Raw genomic sequence first — 19,304 nt, forward strand, 5'->3', positions numbered from 1 at the left:
AATTTTGCTGAAAAATTCAACATTCGTTTCTATTATAACATTTTAAGGCCTTGAATTCAATTCATAGCCTAAATGCTTCAGCCCTTCTTTACGGCGATGAGGGTAAGGTCATCGTACTGAGGATCTTCCTTTACGCCGCACCAGTAGATGTGTGAAGGATCGTTTTCAATGTCTTCACGGTCGCTGCAGAATGCAGGATACTGTACAAAGTGCTGTCTCAGGAAGTTGTCTATGTTCTTGTCAACCTTGACCCTGTCGCTGTGGATTACATTGCCCGGTTTGTAGAGGCGGAAAACCTTTTCAACGGAAACAAGTGCAAGTATTGCGTCGTCTGCAGTTCCGTCACAGGTAGAGAAGTCAAAGTCAAAGTCTGACTGGTGTGAAGGTGCGTGGAACTTGTGCAGTTTGAATTTTCTTCTTGCGTAAACTGATTCTATGATTTCGGTTACGCGTTCAGGAGACATTTCCTCGTTGTCTTCGCCGCACTTGTGGTTTTCATGTTCCTGATCTTTTTCAAGTCCTGGTTCGGCACAGACTGTAGGTGCAAAATTTTCATCGCGGAAAATTCTCTTTGCTTCTTCGATACCGTCAGTAAAGAGGAAAAGGACATCGTCTTTCTTAAGTGTAAGCTTTGAAACTTTGTAACCGCCCTTCATGTCAACAAGGTCAGTGCTGAAGATTCCAGCTGCAGGAGTTTCCTGAAGTTTGATTACATTCTTCTTCTGCTGTGATCCGCTGTAAATGTGAACAAGATTGTCACCTGCATTGCAGAACCAGCAGTCACCCGTTTCCGTGTTCATGATACAGAGGGTAAAGGCTGCAAAGCGTCCCTTGAATCCACGGCTTTCAAGAAGGTCGTTGATCTGTCCTACAACTGGCGCAATGTTGATTCCCTGATTTGGATTCTTCATGCTCCAGGTCTTGAAGCTGTTGAGGAACAATGTTGCAACCTCAACCATGATGAGGGCGGCTGGAACTCCGTGTCCTGAAACGTCGCATTTGATGATGGCATAGTGCTTGTCATCCAGCTGCTTGTAGTCAAAGTAGTCTCCAGAAAGTTCATCGGCACCTGCGTAGTAGCTGAAGAAATCCGCACCCTTAGCCTTAAGGTTTCCTGTTGTCATTGTAATTCCGTCTTTGATTTCAAGAGGAATGAACTTTGTCTGGATGTCTTTACCGAGAGTAAGGTTCTTGCTCTGGATTGCGGCTTCCACAAGTCCACGGGTCATTTCGTTTACTGTGTCACCAAGCATACCGATTTCATCATGAGACTTGATTGCAATTGCATGTCCGGAAAGCTTTTCCTTGTCTTCGGTATCGCGGATCAATGCAACGTGGGAAACAAGCTTCTTGATAGGACGAACAATCATTGTTGCCATGAAATAGGTGCTTAAGAACGCAAGAATCAAAGCGATGATAAGAACAATGATACATGTGTTGATGATCAGGTTGCGTTCGTTTTCAATCTGGGCCAAAAGGGATTCGGTACTGATTTTTATGAGAACTGCACCGTGAACATAGTTTGCGTCGTTTCCAGTCTTGTAGAGGAGTGGCTTGTAGAATACATACTCAGTGTTTTCTGTATCGATGTTTTCTGCGCTGAATGCTGGTATGCTTCCTTCGGCTTCGCGGGAAATTTCATTGAGGATGCCGTCAAGTTTTACATTGAGTTGATTTCTGATTGTCTGAATTTCCTGGCGGCGGGCAACGCTCTTTGCATCGGATTTTGAAATCAATGAAAGACCTTCCTTTGTAAGTTCCGTGATGTTCATTGAAATTTCGTCAGCCTGTTCCTGTGCCGTAGAATTCAATTCCTCGCAGGTACGGAAAATTTCCGCAAGTTTTTCATCTGTAAGAACCGTTACACCTGGAAGGAATGCATTTTCATTTATGCCACTCAGTATTTCTTTGCTTGTGGTTGCCCAAATATTGTTGAGTCCTATGCGGGTGTGGTCTGCAGAATAACCGGTGATTGTTGCTTCACGGCTTTCGGAAAGGGCAGAAGACTGGTTTACGATATCCGTAAGAGAAAGATTGTCTTCCGTAGTTGTCTGAGGAAGGTAAACCTTTGCACCGCTTGCAAGGGAATTGAGCATTACGCTTACGCGCTGATGAAGGCTCTGGGCCATGGTCTTTTTCTGGCCGTCGATCATGTAGTAGCCAAAGCCAAGGAATATGAGCACATCCATCAGTGCAATGAGGATGGTAGAGTGCAATACCAGCTTAGCCTTAAGGCTTAAGCCTTTCTGTCTGTAAGCTGCTGCTTTTCTTTTCTTTTCCTGTGGCATAATATCTCCTTCCAGAAGTGCGCGTACTTCTGCGTTAACAATCAAAGTTTCTTTTGCAGTTTTTACAAGTGATCTTGTGCTTACTGTCATTCCGCCTATGGTCAAAAGGAGGATGAGCACAAGGGTTATGACTGCTGCGTTATAATGTTTCCTGTAGGTATCGGTGAAGATTTTCCATGCAGGGGCGAATATGTTTTTGTTCTTTAGCTTTGTAGTTCCCCGTTCCTCGATGTTGAGTAAAGGTGCGGATGAAAAATAAAGTCCACGATCTGAATGCATGAGTCCAATCTTGTAGTCGCCTGTATTGATTCTTTTCATGCTGATGTCGGCGATCCTGTTGTTGGATGTAATCTTGTAATCACCAGAAACAAGCCTGAGAGTATAGTCGTATGGTTCAAGTCCGTCACGGTCGATGTAAACCGAAGTTATCTGTCCGTCGTAGGTAAATCCTCCACCAGTGATGGAAAGTTCCGTATCGCCAAAATCATCTGTCTCAGCTTTGATTGAAGTGATGTAGGTTGTTGGTATGTATTTGTTTGCAATGAATTCGTATTTAGCCTGTTTGCCGATATTTCCAACAGTGTCGATGGCGGCAATCGTAAATACATAGAGACCGTTCCTTATGTTTGCGTAGTCTGCGAAAGTCTTGTTTGAAACTATTCTCTCTGGAAGAATTACTTCGGCTTCCATGTCTTCTTCGTTTTCAGTAAAGAGACTGTCAGCCATTTCCTTTATCTCTTCATCTGAAATCCTTAAGGGACGTCTTGGATTTGAGACAAGCTGTTTTGGAACTGGAGCGATGTATTTCATTGTGTAGGTGTAGCCTGCGATGTCATCGTCTTCCTTATTTGTCCATGTGAATCGCAATGTGTTTGAATCAGTGATTCCAGGAATTCTTGATGTCAGATCTTCGATGGAAGGTGCCGCTGGAGGAGTGCAGTCAAGATTGTATGTAAGCATTGCGCTGTCTGACCAGTTTCCAGCGTAGTCGGTCTGACGGACCTTGAGATACCAGGTTCCGTCCTTTGTTGCTTCTGTGGTTATCCTTGTGCTGTCAGGTGCGTTTGTGATTTTCTTTTCTGGTTCTTTTTTGCTGTCCTGGGTCCAAAGCCAGGAGAATCCTTTTACTCCTGAAGAATCCTGGGTTTCCTTGAGGGTTGCCTGGATGTTCTTTTGCCTTGACCGCTGACCATCCTTGAAGTTCATGGCAGTTACTTTTGGAGCTGCTATACTGTGGTCCGTCTTGAGAATTGCTATTCCGTTTTTGTTTGTCTTGCTGTCTGCTTCTTCCCAAACGAAGGCAAGCTCCTTACCAGCATTGGTAAGCATGAAGGATGGCAGTACAGCCTGTCTGCTTGAGATTATTTCTGATTCTTCCCACCATGCGCCGTTTTTCTGTGCAAGGTAGATGTTTCTGCTGCCGCTTGTAGTGGTAAACCATACAAGATTTATCGTTCCGTTGAATTCAAAAAGCTGTGGCTTTGATGCGTAGCCTGTTGTGCTAATTCGTTCAATCTGTCCTTTGTATGCCCCCTGTTCGGAAATGCGGGCAAAGTAGATGTCGCTGTTTGTTGAATAGAACGGAGAACGCTCCCATGCGATGAATACCTCGTTGTTCTTTGTGTTGAGTACATAAGGATTCTGGTTTGTAAAGTTGAAGAAGTTTTCACTTTCTGTAGTTTCCTTTCCCGAGAATAATACAGGCTTGGTCCAGTTTTTTCCTCCATCCTTCGTAAAGGAAGAATAGAGCTGAACTGAAATAAGATTTGCCTGCGTGTATTGTGCCTGATATACAACAAGATCTCCGCCTTTTACAGGAACAAGGAATGGTGCGATAGGGTTGTATGTATTCTTGATCTGGGCTGGTGCTGAAAATTCCACGAAAGGATTCCAGATTTCACCGTCCTTTGATGTTGAGTAGAATAACGTGTAGGAATCTTCCTGTGGCTTTGAGACAAAGGCTGTGAATCCACCGTTTGAATTTCTAAAAACTCTTGGTCCAATGAAACCTTCGCCATGTGAAATTATTTTCGTAGAGAATTTCTTGAATCCGTCTTTTGATGCATAGATGACAATTTCATCGTTGTCAGAAATAAGTGCGAGCACATCTGTCGTACCGTTTGATGCAGTGGAATAGATCTGTGGAATGTCTCCTGAATATTCAAAAGGTCCAGCAAATCTGCTGTTGGTATTCCAGGTGATGCCGTCGTCGCTGTTCTTTAGGGAAAGATAAATCTTGTTGCCTTCTGTTTCCTGCCAGAAATATACTGCGGTCTTTTTCCTTGATGTCGAAGATATTCCGTTGGGATACCAGCAGTTCTCCTTGTTGTCGGGTGCTACAAAGCTGTCTTCAAAATAGTATGGGCTTGCATATCCCATGAAAAGAAAAGCCGCTGAGATAACTGTGCATAAAAGTGCTTTTTTTATCATCATAGCTGTGCCTCAATTCTTTTCTTAAGTTTGATTACCTTTGCAGAACGAGCGTTTACACTGTTCTTCATCAGCTGGGTAAGCTTTGCGTTTGCATCAAAGACTTTATTTTTCTGGAGGTCAGCAAGTGCACTCTGATATAGAGCCTCATCTGCGGCATTCAAAACTACCGCAGCCTGCTGTCCAGTTCGTAATGCAATTTCATCTAGGACTGTGACCGCAACGCTGTTGTCGGGATCCAGTTCGATTGCTGCCTGTGCCTTTTCCTTTGCCTGCTGTAAAAGAATCGTGTCGCGACCTGCCTTTCCAAGAAGTTCCTGTGCTTCCTTTGCGAGATTTGCAGCTTTTGTAAGACCGCTCCTGTCTGCAGGTTTCTGCTTGAGCCCCATGGCATATTCAGCGTTCTCAATGAGAGACTTGAGGCCTGGGTAACTGCTGTTCATTTCATAAAGGTCTAGAAGGGAACTGTAGGATTCCTGTGCAAGGGAATTCCTTGTGGAATAGTTCACCTGCTTGAGTTCTGCCACCTTTGATTTGAAGATTTCCTCAAAGTTTTTTTCGTCTAGGATCTTTGTGATTTTCAATGATAGTACACTGGCGATTTTATTTCTTGGGTAATAGATTTTGACCTGGTTGATTTTCTCTGTCGCCTTGTTGAAATAAGGTTCTGCTTCCTTGCGTTTTCCTTGCTTGAGAAGTTCCGATCCCTTTTCGTAGTATTTTCCTGCAAGGGAAAGGTTCTGTCTCATTTCTGGTGCCTTGGCATCGTATGGCTGGATTTCACGTCCTTCCTTGATTGCGATGGCTGTGTTTACGAAATTCTTGATTCGTTCCAGCTCAGTGTCTGGTTCAAGGGTTATGTCCAGAAGCTTTGACCACATTTCGCGTTTACTGTCTGCCTGTGTTAGGTAGCTGCTTGCCTTCTCGAAATCGCCTGCATAGTATTCCGTTCTTGCCAGTGTCTTGATTCCTCGAATTTCCCTGTTGAAAACTGGCTGCTGGTTTTCGATTATGTTCTGGCGAAGGTTTGCCAGTTTCATGAAAATTTCACTCTGGATGTCTCCGTCATTTTTAAGGTCATCGGAAAGTCTTGAATATGCGTTGTTTGCCGACTGAAGGTTTGCGAAGGATTGCTGGAAATTATTTTTTTCGTTGAATGTCATAGCACGGTTGTAATAAATTTCTATTTCGTTCCGTGCGAGCTGTGCCTTAAGCAGTTTCCCTTCTGCGTCTGATTCGATGGAGTTGAAGTCTTTTTCAAGTTCGGAGATTTTAGTTGAATTTTCCGAGATCAATTCCTGCTGCCTGATGAAGTTTGAGCGGTAGATATATCCATTGTTAAGCTTTGTCTTGCATTCTTCAAGGGCTGCTTTGTCCTTTCTGATGTTTGACTTGAGGTTTTCAAGATCCTTTACGCATCGTGAAGGGTAGTAGAACCCGTCGCTTCCCTGCATGTATCCTTTGAGCTTTTCGCAGGCGGCGGCATCTTCCTCATAGAGAAGCTTTCCTGTGTCTGCGTAGTAGTTTGCGATGGAAACCCACATGGCGATAGCGCTCTGGGTACACTTTGCTTCAGCCTTGTAGCTTGCCTGTCTGTAGGGGACTGCCAGCCTTTGCCATGAAAGGTTTTCGTTCTGCATTGATGACAAGGTTGCAAGGGCGTGGGATTTTGCGGAGGCTGCTGCGGTCTTTCCCCATGCTGTCAGATTGCTGGCTGAAGCAACCAGTCCATTTGCGTAGGAATCATTTTCCGATCGGATGCTTACGATTTTGTTCTCTGGCATTGGATGGGATTCCTTCAGTTCATCCTGGAGCAGTGCGAGTATACTAAAAAATTTTTTACCTTCATTGCACAATGTGTTGACCGCTTTCATGCTGGTGGAAAAATCTGCGTTCTCTCTTTGTGTCCTTGTATGTTTTCCTTTCAGCTTGGAATTGAGGGAATATATCTTTGTAAGCTCCTCTGTGTAGAGAACGATTTTATCAAGTTCAGAGTCGGCGTTTGCAAGAGCTTCCCTGTTTGTGAATATATTCGATTCCGAAAGGGCATTCTCAATTATTCTGCAGGATTCATTGCACTTTCCCCATACTGAATCCATAAGCTGACCAAGCTCTGTATTGAATTCAACTTCGATGGTTCCTGCAAGTCCGCTGTCAGGTTCTTCATTGATTCCGAGAATGAATCTCGAAAGATAGTATGGATATCCTGAAACACCTGAGGACTGAATCTGCTGCCCAAGATCCCTCAGCTTGTTGCTGATCGCCGCAAGTCTGGATAGATAGTCTTCTGCCGTTGGAATGTTCTTTGAGTTTGAAAGATCGATTTTCTTTGATGCTTTTTCCATGCGAAGCTTCTTGTATTCCCGCACCTGTTTCTGTACGTCTGCAGAAATGAGATCGAGCCGCATGATTGTCTTTTCGTTTGCTTCTTCTTTTCTGTATGAATATATCCTTTCGTCAAAGCAAGAAACTGCCTCGTCGAAATTCTTCGAAGCTGAATGCCTGAGGGCATCTTGTAGAATTGCCGAGAAATCTTCAGGGTAAAGTTCAAATGCGTTTTTTTCCACAGGAGCCTTTGTCTTGGCTTTTGCAGCATGGATGCTTTGCCCCGAAAATAAAAGTGAAGAGATGATTAGTAATGATGGAATTGAGAGTCTTTTCACGACCTCATTTTAGCAAATAATAGAAGAAAATTAAATAGTTCCTTCACTATCAGGAACAGGCATCCCTGATAGGATACTTTCGTGAGGCTTCTTTTACTTTTTTCTACAGAAAATTCGGTAGTTCAGCCATGGGAAAAGAGGATTTTTCTTTTCGCAGTTTGTGAGCCATTCCGTACTTACTGTATTGCTTGCCAGTGCATCAAAGACCTTCGTAAAGGAAAGAATCTCATCCTTGAACTGTTCATTGACGTAGTCTGAGAGAACACTGTCGTGAAGCATCATAGGCCATTCACCGCTCTGTGCAAGAAGAACCTGTTTGGCTGCCATGTTGAGAAGTCGTTCCTTAAGGCTGTCTTCGGCTGGGAACCTTTCTGTCAGGTCAATCATCCTTTCCGTTGCCTTTCTTACATAGCGGATCATCCAGCTGTTGGAACTGTCCACAAGGTCTTCACCGTATCCGAGGCCGTTTGAAGAGCATGGGTATGGATTGATCTTTGGAAGGCTGAACTGCTTTTCAATAAGATCCTTGCAGAGGGCAAAGTCGAATCCCTGTTTGCTTGCGGTGCAGCGGATCACATTCTCCAGCCATTGAATTCCTTCGTGCCATTTCTGGCCGAGTGCTTCAGCTGGGATTGAGCAGACGAGGACTGCGTTGTCGTCCTTGATGTGTTCGGCTGCGGCATCCAGTTTTTCAAGCTTTGACTCGTAGAATGATATGGCATCCTCGATTGCCTGCTTTGCAGCCTTTTCGCCATTGTATGGAATGAGGTCATCGTCTTCACTTTCGTTTGACCAGTATTTATATCCTGTTTCGATTCTAGCATCGTTCTTGTTGAAGAATGCAGAAACCAGGTCCTGCTTAAGTTCATATCCGATGTCGAATCTCTGTGAGCGGTAGATTTCGTTCTGCGAAAATCCGTCTTCTCCAATGATTTCCTTTGGTGAATCAGGATCCAGTCCAAATACTACAAGAGATGTTCTTGTCCTCAACGGTGCATAGATGCCAGTCTCAGGACAGTCTTTTGCAAAGAGGATGGAACGGGCATCAACGACAGTGTAGTTTGCTCCGTAAGAACGCAATGTCCATTCAAAACTGCGGGACCACCCCTGGTATGGAAGCCAGAAACCTTCTCCCGTCTCTCCAAAGAAGTGCCTGTGGGAATAGATTCCTGTTTCAACCTGTGCGTTTATTGCCTCTGGAAAATCCTCGTAGTGAGGAAGGTATGCATAGGTTGCAGCCGTAGGGATAAGCTCAAGATTTCCTTTGTCTGCGTATTTTTTGAAAGCTCCAAGTATGTTCTGTCCGTATGTTTCGGTGAAGTCTGTCTTTGTCTTTTCGATCTTTGCAAGGCATGCCGAGGCATGTGCTTCACAGTCTGTTCCCTTGCATCTCTTGAGCTCTGATTTTCCCAAGGCTATAAGGTTATCCAGATGATCTATGTACTGTTTCTGGATCTGTGCGTCATCAAGGATAAAGCACAAGGCAGGGGACATTACGACACCGAACTTGAAGTCGATGTTTTCTTCCTCAAGCCTTCCGAACATGTTGAGGAGCGGAATGTAGGTTTCTGTAAGTGCGGTAAACAGCACATTGTTCTCTGCTGTGAAGTTGCTGTCCTTTTCCGTATTTCTTATAAAGGCCTGGTCTGCTTCAATGATCAGGGCAAGTTTCTTGTTGCTCATTCTTTTCCTCACTCTGAAAATGACTGTCTGTGGTTAAGGTAATGATCGTGAAGAATCTGCTTCATTCCCGAAAGCTGAACCAATGGAGGATAGTCGGTTTTCTTTCCTGGCTGAAGGTTCTGGATATCCTCCCTCTCTGATGGCAGCTCAATCATTCTTGAAGAACAGAGAACTTCTGGAAGCTTGCCTTTGAATGAAACCGCAAGGTCAATCTTAAGCCATCGCTTTCCAGAAGGAAGAAGAATCGATTGCTCCTTTGTTTCAAAGTCTGTCTTTATGTCGATGGAATCTGCTGGTTCTTCGTTGTTAGGAGCATCAAAAAATGAAATGTGAAGAAAAATCGATTCAAAATCCCTTCGGTTCCTCACAGATGAAACATCGGATTCCTTGATGTCCCAGAACGCAAACAACCATGCAGGATTTCTGATGATTGCGTCGATGTATGTGTTGTTGTAGCTTTCTGGAAGCTGGTCAGGAACGGGAGTATCATCTTCCGTAATCTGAACTGATGATTTTTTTTCTGGAACCTTGAATTCTTCTGCTGCTTCAAGAATCTCACCAATGATGAGAGTTCTGTTGAGGTTGTCTGGAATTTCAATTCCGAACTTATCTCCCAGAACAATAAGATCTGCAGTTGTCATCGATTCAAGCTGCTGTCTGGACAAGGCATCTTTTTTCATATTGTGGTTATAATCTAAAAAATCGTTGAATATGTCTAGTACCTTTTACGCTTAAAAAAAGATAAGCCTGTGAAAAAGGTTTATTTGATGGTGGAAAAAAAACATGAAATAGTGATGTTTACGATTCTTTAAATTCAATGTTCTTTCAATTTTTATTCAATTTCGCTATACTTCTGTCGTTTTAATCATTTTCATGCATATAGGGAAAGAATATGGCAGATCAGAAAGAAGTTTTCAAATCCATCGTTGTAAAGGCAATCGAACAGTATAAATCGGAAAAGGCTCCGGAAGCAGAAATCAATGCTGATTCAATTCGCGTTGAAATTCCGCCTAAACCAGAAATGGGAGACCTTGGAATTCCGATGTTCGCTTTTGCAAAGGCATTTCATTCTTCTCCTATGGCAATCGCAAATGACGTTGCAGCCCTCATCAAGGGATATGCTGAATCAGACAGCTCAGTTTCTTCACTTGGAGAATTCCTTGCTGCAGGTCCTTATGTAAACGTAAAACTCAATAAGGCAAATGCATCCCTCGATATTCTCCATGCAGTAATCAATCAGAAGGAAAATTACGGTTCCCTCAACACCGAAGGAAAAAAGCATCTTGAAGGCCGCCGCGTAATGATCGAATTTTCATCACCAAATACAAACAAGCCATTGCATCTTGGACACCTTAGAAACGATGCCCTCGGTGAATCTGTAAGCCGCATCCTCAAGAAGGCTGGTGCTGAAGTATTCAAGGTTGACCTCATCAACAACCGCGGAGTACACATCTGCAAATCAATGCTTGCCTACAAGCTTTTCCACGAAGCAAAGGGAGAAACACCAGAATCCCTTGGAATGAAGGGGGACCACTTTGTAGGCCAGTGCTATGTTGAGTTCGACAAGTATTCAAAGGAACATCCTGAAGCACTCCAGGAAGCAGAAGACATGCTTATCAAGTGGGAGGCAGGAGATCCTGAAGTTCGCGCACTCTGGCAGAAAATGAACGACTGGACACTGGGCGGAGTCAAGGAAACCTACAAACGTACTGGAATTGAATTCGACAAGTTCTATCTTGAATCTGAAACATATCTCAAGGGCAAGGACGAAATCCTCAAAGGTCTTGAAAAAGGTGTATTCTTCAAGGCGGAAGACGGTTCTGTACGCATAGACGTTACGGACGTTGTAGGAAAGGGCAAGGACGAAGACAACCATGAAAAAGTTCTCCTCCGCAAGGATGGAACTTCAGTTTACATTACACAGGACATCGGAACAGCAATCAGCCGCCACGACGACTGGGCATTCAACGAAATGATCTACGTTGTCGCATCTGAACAGAACTATCACTTCAAGATTCTGTTCCACATCCTCAAGAAACTTGGTTTCGACTGGACGGACAAGCTCTATCACTTGAGCTATGGTCTTGTTAATCTTCCAAGCGGAAGAATGAAGAGCCGCGAGGGAACTGTTGTTGATGCAGACGATCTTATCGACAACCTCCATGCAGATGCCCTCAAGGCAATTGCTGACCGCGAGCGCGATGTGGAACTCAATGCAGACGAAGTTGCGGAAAAGGTTGCATTGTCAGCCCTCCATTACTACCTGCTCAACGTGGCACCGGTAAAGGACATGCTCTTCAATCCGGAAGAATCCTTGAGCTTCAATGGAAACACTGGACCATACCTCCAGTACATGGGCGCACGTATCTCTTCAATCCTCCGCAAGGCAAAGGATGCTGGTGTGGAACCTGACACATCTGACGAAGCCCTTGTAATGCTCAACACAGAAAGCGAATGGGCATTGATAAAGGATCTTGAACGCTATCCTGCAGTTGTCGCACGTTCCGCCGACACGATGGACCCAAGCATCATGGCAGCCTACGTTTACGACGTATGTAAAAGCTTCAGTGCTTTCTATCGCGACTGTCCTATCCTTTCCGTAGAATCAGAACAGCCAAAGCTAGCCCGCGCACGCCTTGCACTTGCAGAGTGTACGCTCACAGTACTTAAGACGGCAATGGAACTTGTACTTGTTCCATTTGTAGAAAGAATGTAGTTGTAACATTTAGCATAAAACAAAAAGGAAAAAAACAATGGATTTAAGCATTATCAACAGACTGTCAAACATCGCCATGAACAATGACCCTATTGACCAGTCCCTCTATGAGAAGTACGACGTAAAGCGCGGTCTTCGTTATGCCGACGGTCGCGGTGTCCTTGTAGGGCTTACAAGTATCGGTGATGCCATCGGTTATGAAATCGACAAGGACAATAAAAAAGTTGCGATTCCTGGACGCCTCATTTACCGTGGATACAACGTTGAAGACATCGTAAAGGATGTTGAAAAAAGCCATCAGTTTGGATACGAGCAGGTTGTTTATCTTTTGCTTTTTGGACAGTTGCCTACAAAAAATCAGCTTGAGGAATTCCAGGAACTTCTTGGAAGCCTTCGTGCCCTTCCTGAATACTTCACGGAAGACATGATCATGAAGGCTCCTTCAAGCGACATCATGAACAAGATTGCCCGTGGAGTCCTTGCTTCATACTCATATGATCCTGATCCAGAAAACCGTGAGATTTCAAACATTCTCCGCCAGTGCATCGAGCTTACTTCCCGCTTTTCAACTCTTGCCGCATACGGCTATCAGGCAAAACGCCGCTACTATGACGGAAAGTCGATGTATGTTCACAATCCAAAACCTGAGCTTGGAACTGCAGAAAACTTCCTTCGTCTTATCAGAAGCAACAAGTCGTATACACCTCTTGAAGCAGAAATCCTTGACCTTGCCTTGATCCTTCATGCGGAACACGGTGGAGGTAACAACTCTTCTTTCACGATCCACGTTGTTTCTTCAGCAGATACGGATACATATTCCGCTGTTGCCGCTGCGGTAGGTTCTCTCAAGGGAAGCCGTCATGGTGGAGCCAATATCCGCGTAATGGAAATGATGGACGACATCAAGAAGAACGTAAAGGACTGGTCAAGCGAAAAGGAAATCCGCGACTATCTTATGAAGATCGGACGCAAGGAAGCCTTTGACCGCACTGGTCTCATCTATGGACAGGGGCACGGCGTCTACACAATCAGCGATCCTCGTGCAATTCTCCTTCGCAACAAGGCGGAAGAGCTTGCAAAGGAAAAAGGTTGCCTTGATGAATTCCACCTTTACAACATCATCGAAGGTATTGTTCCTGATGTTCTGTGCGAACTTCATGGTGACAAGAAACGCATCTGTACAAACGTCGACTTCTATTCAGGATTTGTATACAGCATGCTGGGCATTCCTCGCGAACTTTATACGCCTCTCTTTGCCATTTCGCGTATTGCCGGATGGAGCGCACACCGCATTGAGGAAATCGTTGCAGGTCGCCGAATCTATCGTCCTGCCTATAAGGGTATTGCAGATCTCCGTGATTATGTTCCACTGGAAAAGCGTGTTGAGAATGCAGTTCCGAAGGTGATAGCAGAAGATCATGGAGTTGTAACAACGGGACCTTCCGACTAGCCTAGCCTTAGAAAATTCAAATCCATTTCTAATAAATATTATTTTGATATTTTTTAGAGATGACCGATAATAGACAGTAGAGGACTTATGAAAAAACTTTTTACATGCCTTCTGCTGTCTTTTTTATTTTTAAATCTCTACGCTGCAAAAAAGATTTCTCCACCAAGGCAGAAATTCATTTCCTGTGCCCTTGAATTGAGAGGGACGCCATATAAATGGGGGGGACAGACCCCTAAGGAAGGTCTAGACTGCTCTGGGCTCATCAACTATGTAAACAGACAGGCTCTTGATGGTAAGGTTCCTTTTCCGCGCAGGGCCCAGGACATTTACAACAGTCTTGTCCATATAGAAAAAAAACAGCGCGAACCAGGAGACTTGGTTTTCTTTAGTGATGAAAAAAACGGTCCTATTTTTCATGTGGGAATTTATTGTGGAGTGTATCCAAAGGATGGTCCAGAAGTAAAATGCCGTGGAAAGCGTGTTTTTGTTTCTGCCTTGAGCAAGGGTGATTCCGGCGTAAAGATATCTCTCATGGATGAAGGCTACTGGACCAAATATCATCCTGTCTATGCCCGTTTTCTTCGTACGACCGATGATTACAATAAGAGTATAGGAAAAGAAAGCAATCCTCAGTCAGTGGTGGCAAAAGCTCCGTCGGCTACATCAGATTCCCTTCCTCATACACTCTCAGACGGCTCAAAGAAAAGCAGGGACACAAAAAAAAGCAGTTCCATAGTGAACAATCCAGCACCACGAAAAAAACGGGAGTCGAAGTTAAGAACCAAAGACTTTTAAAATTTAAGGGGTCTGTCCCCGTTGTCACGATGTTCGCGTCCATGTCCATGGTTTGAATTATTTCTTTGTTTTTAGGGGTCTGTCCCCTTAAGCAGGGTTTCGCCCTTCATTTGAATTATTTCTTAATTATTACTATATTAAAGCCATATTTATTCCAGATTTTTTTTAGAGGTAACTATATGGCAGAAAATTCAGGCTGCGGCGGATCATGCGGATCATGCTCAAAGGACTGCTCAAAAAGACCAACACACGAAACACTTCACAAGGATTCAAAGGTAAAGAAAGTAATCGGCATTGTTTCAGGAAAAGGCGGAGTCGGAAAATCCCTCGTGACTTCATTGCTTGCCTGCAAGACGACCCGTGACGGACTTAAGACTGCCATCATGGATGCGGACATTACAGGTCCTTCAATTCCAAAGGCTTTTGGCCTTAATGCAGAACGTGCCCAGAGTGGCGGAACTGCAGAAAGCGGATTCCTTTATTCAGTAAAATCAAAGACAGGCATCCAGATGATGTCCATGAACTTTCTTCTTCCAAATGAAAACGATCCTGTCGTGTGGCGTGGTCCTGTAATTTCCGGGGCTGTAAAGCAGTTCTGGACAGATGTGGTCTGGGAAGATGTTGACATAATGTTTGTTGACTGTCCACCAGGAACAGGTGATGTTCCTCTTACGGTTTTCCAGTCAATGCCAGTCGATGGAATCATCGTTGTTGCTTCTCCTCAACAGCTTGTCCGCACAATAGTTGAAAAGGCCGTGAACATGGCAAACATGATGAACATTCCTGTCCTCGGTCTTGTTGAAAACATGAGCTATGTAAAGTGCCCTGACTGCAACAAGGAAATCAGGATTTTCGGCGACGGAAACATCGACGCATGCTCAAAGGAATTCAATATACCTGTTCTTGCCCGCATTCCAATCGAAGCGGAAACTGCCGCAAAGGTTGATTCAGGCTGTGTAGAAGACCTTGATCTTCCATATCTTGATGAAGCCGCAAAGGTTGTAGAAAACCTCTAATAGGAAACTCGTGGTGGTTGAGCCCGTCGAAACCACCATTGATTTATCAAACCGCATCCAGCAACGTCATTGCGAGCGAAGCGCGGCAATCCATACCAAAGGCAAGCAACATAAAATGAAACTGATCTGCGCCCCAATGGCAACCTTAAGCCACGAACCTTTCCGCCGCTCGGTAGAAAAGTTCGGCGGCTGTGATGAATACTACACGGAAATGATCAACGCCTCATCCCTCCTGAACATGGGTCCTTTTGAAAAGTATTACCTTTTGAATGGACCTGTGCCAGAAAAAATCGTATGGCAGCTGACAGGCTGGGATGCAGAAAAAATGGCGGCCGCAGTTCCTGTAGTTCTTGAAGGCGGCGGCATAGGTGTGGACATCAATATGGGCTGCAGTGCCCCACAGATTTTCAAAACAGGGGCTGGCATCGCATGGATGACTAAGCCTCTTTCAGAAACGGAAAAATGCATCAGCCTTGTAAAAAAAGAAATTGAAAAATGCAGCGCACAGCAGGGAAAGGAATTCCGCCTGAGCGTAAAGTGCCGTCTTGGTGCAGAAAATTTTACGGAACAGAGTTTTTTTGATTTCACAGACATGCTTGCTGCCAACGGTGTAACTCAGATAGCTCTTCATCCGCGTACAATGAAAGAAAAATACCGCGGTCTTCCGAAATATGACTGGGCAGAAAAACTTGCCCGCCGCTACGAAAACAGGATCAAAGTAGTAGTAAACGGCGCCGTAGAAAATTCCGCCACCGCAGATTTTGTAAAGTCAAAAGTTCCCCACGCAGCCGGAATAATGGTAGCCCGTGCCGCTGCCGTAAAGCCATGGATCTTCCGTGAAATTTCCAGCACGGAATCCTTCACCGTAGACCGCCAGCAGCTTGCCCTGGATTTTGTTGAGGATGTAAGAAACTATCAGCCTGCAGAATTTTATAAAACCAGAATTCAGCGCTTCTTCGGCTACTACTGCCAGCAGTTTGCATTCGGCCATTATTTCCAGTCCCAGCTTCAGAACTACAAATCCCTTGAGGACACCGTAGAAAAAATCAACGACTATTTTACAAAGCAGCCTGACGAAAAAATTCTTTCTGTAAACAAGCCTCTGTAAATTAAGTTAAATTTAGTGATTTACAATTTCTCTTGCAAAAAAAATCGGGGGGGGGGACACTTTTTTTTGTATTATTTCTAAGTTAAGGAGATGGATGTGAAATTAAATCAATTATCAAAACTCAAAGTTATATTTGCCTTGTGTTCAGCTATTTTGCTTGCCGGATGTGCAGGTGGTGCGGGTGATTCCGGTGATTCATCAGGTGCTGATTACAGTCAGTATGACAATTCAACATTAAACTGCAATCTTGAGCTCAAAGATCCATGTACGATCAGAAACTTGGATCTCAATGGAAACGTTGTTCTTGTAAAAGCAAAAGGCGTTGTGTTGGATGGTGCTAAAAACGGAAATGTCATTGTAGACTCATCTGTTGGCGACGGTGACTTTACGATGAAAAACTGTAAAGGCATTAAAAATGTAACAGTAAACGGCGGAGGATCAAACAGCCTTCATTTCTTGAATTCAGTCATAGATGCTCTTGTTGCTTCAAAAGAAAATGTCCGTCTTGTACTTGAAGGCCAGTCAAAGATAACAAATGTAGAAGTCAAGGCTTCCGGTGTAAAACTTCAGGGAAGTACTGAATCAGAAATTGCAAAGGTAAGCATAAGCAAAACTGTTACAGCGATTGAAGTTAACGGCGGATCAATTTCGAGCATCATTGCCGCGGGAAAAATCGAGGTAAAAATCAGTAGCAGCGAAACAAAAATTGAATTCATCAAATCTGTAAAAGATGTTGTCGTAACAAAAGATGCTGGCGTAAATCTTGAAACAGAACCTGTTAAAACTGAAAATAATTCAGAAGTCGCAACGGAATACGAAAAGATTGAGGAAGCCAGTGAAATTCCAAATACAATCAGGATAATCGTGGATGAATCATACACTAAAGGCATCAGGTTCAATGTAAAAAATGCTGATGGATCGGATATTGTCCTGAACAACGAATTTCCTGTAGCTGAACGAATTGAGGTTTATGTTGACGGAAAGTATCATGTCAATTCAGATTCTGCTCTGGAAAGTTTTGTCGTTCCTTTTGTGAATCCAGGCGAACAGGTGATGATTACTGTAAAATATCAATACAATATTATAGGAAATCATTTCGAAACTCTTGAGAAAAAATATCTTGCTGAAGATTCAAAAATCATAGTTCCAAAAGGCGGGTACAGAATTCCGGAAGTAGAAGGGGATCTTAAATATACGGTGGACAAATATGGAACTTTCCGCTTTTCAGAACTTCCAAAAGTTTCTCTTAGAGGACATGAATTGGAAGGTTATAGCTTGGTATTTGATTTCTTTGCTGCTGGCGGACTCTGGATTGCTAATTTCCCGGTAAATTTGAAAAGCGCATGGGAGTGGCTCGAAGACGACGGAGATGATATGGAATATCCTGTTGTATTGAATTATTACATGAATTCTTATTCTTCATCTTTTTCAAAAGACGGCTTCAAGTCTGGTACAGTAGAGCCTTACATAAGTTATAGCGTTAAAAGAGACGCAGATGATGATGGTTCTGATGATGATTATTATTCAGGCCGCATCTATTTCGCAGAGGAAAAGTATGTCAACAATTTCACCCTTCTTTCAGAATCACAGGCTGTCGTTAAGTATACACCAAAAGCCGGTGATATCTTCCTTCATGAATATAAGCGTGATGGATTTGATTATTGGGATAATGAACCTTGCTATTATTTTGAGACAGATTCATCTGGAAAATTTTATGACTGTGATGATGAACTGAATTTTATCTTAAGGGATGAAAAGATTATTTTTGATGAAAATGATACTGAGGATATCAGTTTCGTTAAGGTCGGGGGGATGTATTACAGTGTAGAGACATGTTTATACGACGAACATGCATATTACGAATATATATCATACGAGAAAGTAACTTCTCTTCCAGCCTGCTACAGCACAAGTAAATAGAAAGTCATAAAAATCCAGAAGGTCCCGTAGTTTTCTGCGGGACTTTTTTATTTAATTTGACAATTCAAGTTTCAAAATGTACAGATTCCGATGGTGTTGTATATGAATTCAACAAGACTTCCGTTGAGAGCAAGGGTTTTTCTTTTTTTTTGGAGCTCACTCTTTTGCTAAACCCGCTTTCCGGGGTTCCGCTCACGCTCATTGCCCTGTCGGCCAACGCCTGCGGCGCCCCTTCAATCGGGGCTATGCTCATCAAAAGACTCAAGCACCTCAAGACTGTTTCGCGATTTTTTTTGAATGGGTCTCATGAAGATTCTACGAGAATCCCAAACTAATTAAATCACGGCTTTATATGTAAATCATTAATATCAGTTTATAATGAAGATACTGTATTTTGAAAGGAACCATCATTTGCTCTGTTTCAGGATGAAGCAAAGGAGTGTGCAAATTATGTCGGAAAAAATTCTACCTTTGTCAATTGAAGACTATGACTCGGTTTTTGAACTTTGGAACAGCGTGGGCATGAGCAGACGCGCCTTGAATTCCGTGGATGACAGCCGAGAGGGAATTGAGCGCTATCTAAAACGGAATCCGACGACCTGCTTTAAGGCTGTGTCAGAAACAGGAAAACTTATGGGGGTGATTCTGAGTGGACATGATGGCCGCAGGGGAATTGTTCACCATATGTGCGTTAATCCCGAAGTGCAGCGTGGAGGGATTGGAACTCGTCTGGTAAAGGCTGCTGAAGAAGCTCTGTACGGGGAAGGAATTCAGAAAATTTTCATTCTTGTTTTTAAGGATAATGAAAAAGGAAACGCATTTTGGGAAAAACAGGGATATACCATGCGTACAAACCTGAACTACAGAAACAAGTCCTTGAACAGTGAAATTCCAACAGGAAAATGAATCTGCGAGGTGCGTTGAACATCGCGTGTCAGAGGGGACAGACCCCTCTGTCTGCTTTTGTAAAGGTATGGAATTCCTAGAAACTCAACGTATTTCAACCAAATTCTTTAAAATTCATTTAAAATACAGAAAATTCTTTAAATTTCTTTAAAATAAACGGAAATACAGTTGACAATAATTGGAAAGGGATGTATATTCTTCGTCACCGTCGCACAGGACGGTCGCTCTTCGACAGGAACAGGGAAGGAAAAAAGACAAATCTTAAATATGTCAGCAAAATGAATCGGTCAAGTTCTTTGGCCGACCTGAAAATCAATTCCAGATTTAAT

At 43.5% G+C, this 19,304-nt stretch carries 11 protein-coding genes; 7 read left to right on the forward strand and 4 right to left on the reverse strand.

All coding sequences use genetic code 11. The annotated features are described in order from the left end of the window. Positions 1-77: 77 nt before the first annotated feature. From ACKI39_RS08190 to ACKI39_RS08205, 4 genes are all read right to left on the reverse strand, one after another. Complete coding sequence (locus ACKI39_RS08190; protein ID WP_407399429.1) at positions 78-4,721, reverse strand: SpoIIE family protein phosphatase; 4,644 nt, start codon at positions 4,719-4,721, stop codon at positions 78-80. Continuing rightward, positions 4,718-7,381: a hypothetical protein gene (locus tag ACKI39_RS08195; RefSeq protein WP_407399431.1), complete on the reverse strand. Its 2,664-nt coding sequence runs from the start codon at positions 7,379-7,381 to the stop codon at positions 4,718-4,720. The genes ACKI39_RS08190 and ACKI39_RS08195 overlap by 4 nt, the downstream gene beginning before the upstream one ends. Before the next feature lie 93 nt (positions 7,382-7,474). Then, a complete protein-coding gene (locus ACKI39_RS08200; RefSeq protein WP_407399433.1) occupies positions 7,475-9,064 on the reverse strand; it encodes a 1,4-alpha-glucan branching protein domain-containing protein in 1,590 nt (529 codons plus the stop codon). 8 nt (positions 9,065-9,072) lie between these two features. Continuing rightward, on the reverse strand, positions 9,073-9,744 hold the full coding sequence (locus ACKI39_RS08205; RefSeq protein WP_407399435.1) for a DUF4912 domain-containing protein: 672 nt from the start codon (positions 9,742-9,744) through the stop codon (positions 9,073-9,075). A 212-nt stretch (positions 9,745-9,956) separates the two neighbouring features. Here ACKI39_RS08205 and argS point away from each other — a divergent pair, with 212 nt between their 5' ends. The 7 genes from argS to ACKI39_RS08240 all read left to right on the forward strand — a co-directional run bounded on the left by argS (position 9,957) and on the right by ACKI39_RS08240 (position 18,975). Further along, complete coding sequence (gene argS / locus ACKI39_RS08210) at positions 9,957-11,780, forward strand: arginine--tRNA ligase (protein ID WP_407399437.1); 1,824 nt, start codon at positions 9,957-9,959, stop codon at positions 11,778-11,780. A 37-nt stretch (positions 11,781-11,817) separates the two neighbouring features. Continuing rightward, complete coding sequence (locus tag ACKI39_RS08215) at positions 11,818-13,230, forward strand: citrate/2-methylcitrate synthase (RefSeq protein ID WP_407399439.1); 1,413 nt, start codon at positions 11,818-11,820, stop codon at positions 13,228-13,230. An 87-nt stretch (positions 13,231-13,317) separates the two neighbouring features. Next, a complete protein-coding gene (locus ACKI39_RS08220) occupies positions 13,318-14,025 on the forward strand; it encodes a C40 family peptidase (protein WP_407399441.1) in 708 nt (235 codons plus the stop codon). A 179-nt stretch (positions 14,026-14,204) separates the two neighbouring features. Then, positions 14,205-15,041 carry a P-loop NTPase gene (locus ACKI39_RS08225; RefSeq protein WP_407399443.1) on the forward strand — a complete coding sequence of 279 codons (837 nt, stop codon included), beginning with the start codon at positions 14,205-14,207 and terminating at the stop codon, positions 15,039-15,041. Positions 15,042-15,156: 115 nt separating this feature from the next. Then, positions 15,157-16,149, forward strand: a complete 993-nt coding sequence (locus tag ACKI39_RS08230; protein ID WP_407399445.1) for a tRNA-dihydrouridine synthase family protein — start codon at positions 15,157-15,159, stop codon at positions 16,147-16,149. A 96-nt stretch (positions 16,150-16,245) separates the two neighbouring features. After that, positions 16,246-18,069, forward strand: coding sequence for a hypothetical protein (locus ACKI39_RS08235; protein WP_407399447.1), 1,824 nt, complete (start codon positions 16,246-16,248; stop codon positions 18,067-18,069). Between the two features lie 450 nt (positions 18,070-18,519). After that, on the forward strand, positions 18,520-18,975 hold the full coding sequence (locus ACKI39_RS08240; RefSeq protein ID WP_407399449.1) for a GNAT family N-acetyltransferase: 456 nt from the start codon (positions 18,520-18,522) through the stop codon (positions 18,973-18,975). The last annotated feature ends 329 nt before the right edge of the window (positions 18,976-19,304 follow it).

This window comes from Treponema sp., from assembly GCF_045641405.1.
Taxonomy (GTDB): Bacteria; Spirochaetota; Spirochaetia; order Treponematales; family Treponemataceae; genus Treponema_D.

Excerpts from the sequence above, each read along its gene's own strand:
- ACKI39_RS08225 (WP_407399443.1), top strand. The coding sequence starts at position 14,205 with ATGGCAGAAAATTCAGGCTGCGGCGGATCATGCGGATCATGCTCAAAG.
- ACKI39_RS08240 (WP_407399449.1), top strand. The coding sequence starts at position 18,520 with ATGTCGGAAAAAATTCTACCTTTGTCAATTGAAGACTATGACTCGGTT.
- ACKI39_RS08220 (WP_407399441.1), top strand. The coding sequence starts at position 13,318 with ATGAAAAAACTTTTTACATGCCTTCTGCTGTCTTTTTTATTTTTAAAT.
- ACKI39_RS08200 (WP_407399433.1), bottom strand. The coding sequence starts at position 9,064 with ATGAGCAACAAGAAACTTGCCCTGATCATTGAAGCAGACCAGGCCTTT.
- ACKI39_RS08205 (WP_407399435.1), bottom strand. The coding sequence starts at position 9,744 with ATGAAAAAAGATGCCTTGTCCAGACAGCAGCTTGAATCGATGACAACT.
- ACKI39_RS08215 (WP_407399439.1), top strand. The coding sequence starts at position 11,818 with ATGGATTTAAGCATTATCAACAGACTGTCAAACATCGCCATGAACAAT.
- argS (WP_407399437.1), top strand. The coding sequence starts at position 9,957 with ATGGCAGATCAGAAAGAAGTTTTCAAATCCATCGTTGTAAAGGCAATC.
- ACKI39_RS08190 (WP_407399429.1), bottom strand. The coding sequence starts at position 4,721 with ATGATGATAAAAAAAGCACTTTTATGCACAGTTATCTCAGCGGCTTTT.
- ACKI39_RS08230 (WP_407399445.1), top strand. The coding sequence starts at position 15,157 with ATGAAACTGATCTGCGCCCCAATGGCAACCTTAAGCCACGAACCTTTC.